The sequence below is a fragment of the Salmonella sp. SAL04162 genome, from assembly GCF_046551535.1.
Taxonomy (GTDB): Bacteria; Pseudomonadota; Gammaproteobacteria; order Enterobacterales; family Enterobacteriaceae; genus Salmonella; species Salmonella enterica.
The window spans coordinates 83,102-83,306 of the sequence record NZ_JBGDVX010000017.1 but is presented as its reverse complement, the minus strand read 5'-3'; positions in this window follow the sequence as shown (position 1 = coordinate 83,306).

The following is a 205-nucleotide window of genomic DNA, read 5'->3' as shown; positions in this document are numbered from 1 at the left end:
TCCCTGGCCGGCTGTTCCACCGTTAAGGACGTGAAAAAGGGCATCATTCCTCCTTCATGCCCACTTTGCCAGCATTCTGTCTGACAGAATCCATAATCAGGTTGTATTTTTATATCTGCAAACATTAGTTTCTTGTCATGCATAATTTAAGATAAAGAAACTGTTTATGTTTACCTTTTCCATGAAAAATGAAATGCTTCCTGCA